Annotated in this window: 5 protein-coding genes and 1 pseudogene; 1 reads left to right on the top strand and 5 read right to left on the bottom strand. The window is 42.8% G+C overall.

Going from position 1 to position 4,814, the window contains the following annotated elements; translation table 11 throughout:
* The 5 genes and pseudogenes from T489_RS15030 to T489_RS0111995 all read right to left on the bottom strand — a co-directional run.
* A pseudogene (locus tag T489_RS15030) lies at positions 1-205 on the bottom strand (hypothetical protein); the annotation flags it as partial.
* A 291-nt stretch (positions 206-496) separates the two neighbouring features.
* Positions 497-1,744 carry an NADP-dependent isocitrate dehydrogenase gene (icd, locus tag T489_RS0111980; protein ID WP_031580245.1) on the bottom strand — a complete coding sequence of 416 codons (1,248 nt, stop codon included), beginning with the start codon at positions 1,742-1,744 and terminating at the stop codon, positions 497-499.
* A 270-nt stretch (positions 1,745-2,014) separates the two neighbouring features.
* The gene (locus T489_RS0111985) at positions 2,015-2,164 is read right to left on the bottom strand and encodes a hypothetical protein (RefSeq protein WP_157608265.1); all 150 of its coding nucleotides are present in this window, start codon (positions 2,162-2,164) and stop codon (positions 2,015-2,017) included.
* Between the two features lie 163 nt (positions 2,165-2,327).
* A complete protein-coding gene (locus tag T489_RS0111990; RefSeq protein WP_031580248.1) occupies positions 2,328-2,876 on the bottom strand; it encodes a nitroreductase family protein in 549 nt (182 codons plus the stop codon).
* A 189-nt stretch (positions 2,877-3,065) separates the two neighbouring features.
* Positions 3,066-3,371, bottom strand: coding sequence for an ArsR/SmtB family transcription factor (locus T489_RS0111995; RefSeq protein ID WP_031580249.1), 306 nt, complete (start codon positions 3,369-3,371; stop codon positions 3,066-3,068).
* A gap of 438 nt (positions 3,372-3,809) precedes the next feature.
* Between T489_RS0111995 and T489_RS0112000 the strand changes: the two genes are divergently transcribed.
* Positions 3,810-4,262, top strand: coding sequence for a DIP1984 family protein (locus T489_RS0112000; protein WP_031580250.1), 453 nt, complete (start codon positions 3,810-3,812; stop codon positions 4,260-4,262).
* The last annotated feature ends 552 nt before the right edge of the window (positions 4,263-4,814 follow it).

Below are 4,814 nucleotides of genomic sequence, written 5' to 3' on the forward strand. Positions count from 1 at the left end.
CAGCTTCGTAACCACAGACAATATCAATATCCTTTCTCTGTGATTTCAGATTACAGATATACTTCTCGGTATTTTTAATCAGGTCATCCTTAAACTGCACCTGACCGAATATTTTATCTTCAGACATGCCATAACCTGGTTCAAAAGAGCACAAAGTAAAGTTAGAAGAGTGGACATCCATTCCAATATATATTATCTTATTCATAACGACCTTCATTCAATGTATGTAGTAAATTCATTCAATGTATGCGGTAAATCCGTTTCTGTTTTATTAACGTCTACAGTTTACACGGTAAATCCACGATTTGCATTCATTCGTGGAGGTCGTTTCATATTGTCTTTCTGAATATAAATTTAATCATTTTTCACAGCAGAACATATATATGCCATGACCAGTACATTCCGGGAAATGATAATTTCCATTAAGAAGAAAAAAACGGGACTCCGGATCCGCTGAGATCCGAAGCCCCGCACATAGCCTTAAATCAGGTGATGATTACATCTTGCTGATGATTTCGTCAGCAAATTCTGAACACTTGATTTCAGTAGCGCCTTCCATTAAACGTGCAAAGTCGTAAGTTACGCGCTTGCCCTTGATGGCGCCTTCCATACCTCTGATAACCAGGTCTGCTGCTTCATTCCAGCCCATGTGACGGAGCATCATTTCAGCAGAAAGAATGATTGAACCTGGGTTTACCTTGTCGAGACCGGTGTACTTAGGAGCAGTACCGTGGGTAGCTTCGAACATTGCGCAGGTGCTGCCGATGTTTGCACCAGGAGCGATACCGATACCGCCTACCTGAGCGGCAAGAGCATCAGACATGTAGTCACCGTTGAGGTTAAGGGTGGCAATTACGTCGTATTCAGCAGGACGGAGGAGAATCTGCTGTAAGAATGCGTCAGCGATGCAGTCCTTGATTACGATGTCTTCGCCGGTCTTTGGATTCTTAATCTTCATCCATGGACCTTCGCCGATGAGTTCACCGTTGTACTGTTCCTTGGCAACATCATAGCCCCACTGCTTGAATGCACCTTCGGTAAACTTCATGATGTTACCCTTGTGAACAAGAGTTACAGACTTGCGGTTGTTGGCAATAGCGTATTCAATGGCTGCCTTAACCAGTCTCTGAGTACCTTCCTTTGAAACAGGCTTAACACCGATACCGCAGTCCTTGTCGAAACGGATCTTGGTAACGCCCATTTCAGTCTTGAGGAAGTTGATAACCTTGTCAGCTTCCGGAGTACCGGCCTTCCATTCAACACCGGCATAGATATCTTCACTGTTTTCACGGAAAATAACCATATCAACGAGTTCAGGCTGCTTAACCGGGCTTGGAACGCCTTCAAAGTAACGTACAGGACGTAAGCAGATGTAGAGGTCGAGCTGCTGACGTAAAGCAACGTTTAATGAACGGATACCGCCGCCGATTGGAGTGGTTAAAGGTCCCTTGATGGAAACAACGTATTCCTTCAGAAGGTCAAGGGTTTCATCAGGAAGCCATACGTCCTGACCGTAAACCTTAGTAGCCTTTTCACCTGCGTAGATTTCCATCCAGGAAATCTTCTTTGAACCGTTGTATGCCTTTTCAACAGCAGCATCTACAACCTTGATCATTGCAGGAGTGATATCACTGCCGATACCGTCACCTTCAATGAATGGAATAATAGGATTGTTAGGAACGTTTAATCCGTTACCCTGGACAGTAATCTTGGCACCTGCAGGTACAACAACCTTAGAAGTCATATAAGAATCCCCATGATTAACATAAAAAGACAGTTCCAATATATGAAAAAGCCGCATTTACAACAGCATTAACAGCTGACAACATTCAAATACCGGTTCTGACGAAAATTAAAACAAAAAAGTACCGCCGATAATTATAAAGATGCTTATTTTATTTATCAAACATTCTTTACCTGTTTTTAGTGCATATAATAAAAAATTACCTGAAAGAACCGGCAGAACACGCATCAGAGAAAAGACTCTGAAAACCGCACCTGTAAAAACCCACAGTCATCTGACAGTCCCGGGCATGAAGAACAAGGCCTTTTCTTCTGCGCCCACGTCCGCAGCGGATTCGTCAGCTGTTCGGAATTTCCGAACAGCTGACGGCTGATGAATCATGTGCCTGATGTAACCTCCGACGGTACGGCTCGTAGCCATAAAAATTCCCAATCTGTGAATAACCTGCTGTCCGGGCACAAAACACCTTGAGAACATGTGAATAAAAAAACGGAAACTGAACCACCCTCAGCTTCCGTTTTCAGGACAGATCAGACACAGCCAGAAAATGACAGAAAACCCGCCGTGTCAACATACTTGTCTGTTAATCGATGACCGTTAACAGATCGTCAACGCTTCTTCTCCTCGGCGCACGAGGTTCAGAATCAGTATATCCCATGGAGACAAGTGCGGAAATTCCGAAAACATTCAGATCAATACCTAAAATTTCGGCAACCGCCTTTTCATCATAAATGCCGAGAATCACGGAACCGATACTCTTTTCATGAGCCGCAAGACACAGGGTCTGAGTCGCAATGCCGGCATCAAATGACTCCCAGTGGGCTCCCTTTGAGGTTGTCGGAGTTCCATCATCATTGTATCCGCAGACGCCCTTCTGAGTTACAACCACCATCAGCACGTTGCAGTCAGTCACGCGATGCATGTTTGGCGTGAATCCCATTACTCCGTACTGAGCGATTCTGTTTTTGAGTTCCGGATTCTTTACCGCGACATATGACACCGTCTGGGAATTCTTCCATGATGGTGCAAAAGAAGAATTTTCAATAACCTCTCTGAGAGTCTGGGATGAGATGTCCTGTTCTGTGTATTCACGGACACTGCGGCGTCCTCTGATGCATTCTACTGCGTTCATTGCTGATTATCCTTAAATATTGCTTGGTTAATAACTTACTTATAATTGTTCCGGCGGCTCCGGAGCAGGTCCGGAAACTGACGGATACAACATCTACACATCTAGATATATCAATGTGAAATACATTTTTTTTGGCAACCAGCTCCGGTTGCCAATATTCAATGCGATCCTGTTTATCAGGTTCTCCGTTTAATGTTTAGCTGCACAGCATTTTCTGCTGTTGTCATATCTGGTATACGATGAAATCATCTCCTTGAATGATTCCACCCCTTCCGGTGAAATGGAATAGTAAGTCCACTTTCCGTCTTTTCTGCATACCACCAGGTCGCTGTCACAGAGTATCTTCATATGATGTGAAAGAGTCGGCTGTGAAATTTTAAGAAGTTCCATCAGGGAACAGCCGCATTTTTCACCATCCTGAAGAGCCAGTAAAATAGCCAGACGGCTTTCATCGGTAAAAGCTTTCGCTCTTCTTACATCTTCTCTGAAACCCATAACAACTCCCGATATGCGGACATTATAGCACCTCACATTCTAATATATCAATATGTAAATCTATCAATATATAAAAATATAACCCATACCACAGAATATAAAATACTTTTATTTCTGATTCAATTCATTTTTACCTGTAAATCGGTCAATACTTTATAAGTCCGTCAAATCCGTTCCGTAATACAGTTCCCAGCCTAACAAAATAAACGCCGGTAGAGATTATCCGAATCAGTTCCATTATTCCTGTTCCTGAAAAATTATTTTTATCGAGTGCACTAACTGTCTCAATTCTGACGACATTTATCACCTTCAGCGGATTATATTACGGCAGTTTGTCATTCTGTTAAGTACGTCCATGCAGAAAGTAACGGCCGTGATGCATAATATTCAGCCGGAAACACGGAAATTTAAACAGGCTTATCCAGGAGGATACGAAACATGAAGCTTGCAACCGCACTGTCCGAAAGAGCGGATTTACAGAAAAGAATATCTGATCTTGGTGTAAGACTTAATAACAACGCCAAGGTTCAGGAAGGCGAAAAGCCGGCTGAAGAACCGGAAGTACTTCTTAAGGAACTGAACGACTGTCTGCTCCGTCTTGAGGAACTGATGGCAAGAATCAACAAAACCAATAACATGACCAGAGCCGGAGATCAGACAATCACCGATCTGATTGCAAAGCGTGACTGCCTGAAGACACGCGTCAAAATAATGAGAGATTTTCTGAATGCTTCAAGTGATATGGTAAACAGATATTCCAAAACCGAAATAAAAATATGCAGTACCGTATCGGTTGCCGAACTTCAGAAAAAAGTCGATGCCTGGTCAAAGCAGCTTAGAGAAACAGATGAAAAAATTCAGGAGCTTAACTGGCTGACTGAACTTATTTAAATTTTATGACGGTAGTCCTGTCAGGCGGGTAACATCTCTGCGATTGAGAATGAATCGCGCTTTCAGTGGTGCATGTCAGGCACGTGCGGGGTTCGACTCCCCGGTTACACTGTACGCCATGTAATGAAACACTAGTAAAACGCACTTTGTATATTTACTACCTGTTACCGGTGACAGGATGAGGGCTGGGTTCGGGGATTTTTTTAAGATACAGAAAGCCGTGACGGAAAACGTCACTGCTTCTTACTAAAAGCATGAATTGTTTTCATTCACTCATGGTACTGCACAGTAGTCACCATACAGACTCATGATAAATAAGCGATTTCATCTGTACGGCATCAGAATCGTTTATAGTTTCTGTACGCAATAAGCCCGTAAACAGAAGACCTGCAACGATGATAAACGAAATTACCTTTTTAATACCCCAAGACAATATGAAACGACCTTCATTCAATGTTTGCGGTAAATCCGTATCTGTTTATAGACATCTACAGTTTACACGGTAAATCCACGTTTTTACATTCATTCGTGGAGGTCGTTTCATATTGTCTT

Origin of the sequence: Ruminobacter sp. RM87 (assembly GCF_000701925.1) — a bacterium.
In the GTDB taxonomy this organism is placed as follows: Bacteria; Pseudomonadota; Gammaproteobacteria; order Enterobacterales; family Succinivibrionaceae; genus Ruminobacter; species Ruminobacter amylophilus.

Coding starts and splice junctions, on each gene's coding strand:
- icd (WP_031580245.1), bottom strand. CDS start 1,744: ATGACTTCTAAGGTTGTTGTACCTGCAGGTGCCAAGATTACTGTCCAG.
- T489_RS0111985 (WP_157608265.1), bottom strand. CDS start 2,164: ATGGCTACGAGCCGTACCGTCGGAGGTTACATCAGGCACATGATTCAT.
- T489_RS0111990 (WP_031580248.1), bottom strand. CDS start 2,876: ATGAACGCAGTAGAATGCATCAGAGGACGCCGCAGTGTCCGTGAATAC.
- T489_RS0111995 (WP_031580249.1), bottom strand. CDS start 3,371: ATGGGTTTCAGAGAAGATGTAAGAAGAGCGAAAGCTTTTACCGATGAA.
- T489_RS0112000 (WP_031580250.1), top strand. CDS start 3,810: ATGAAGCTTGCAACCGCACTGTCCGAAAGAGCGGATTTACAGAAAAGA.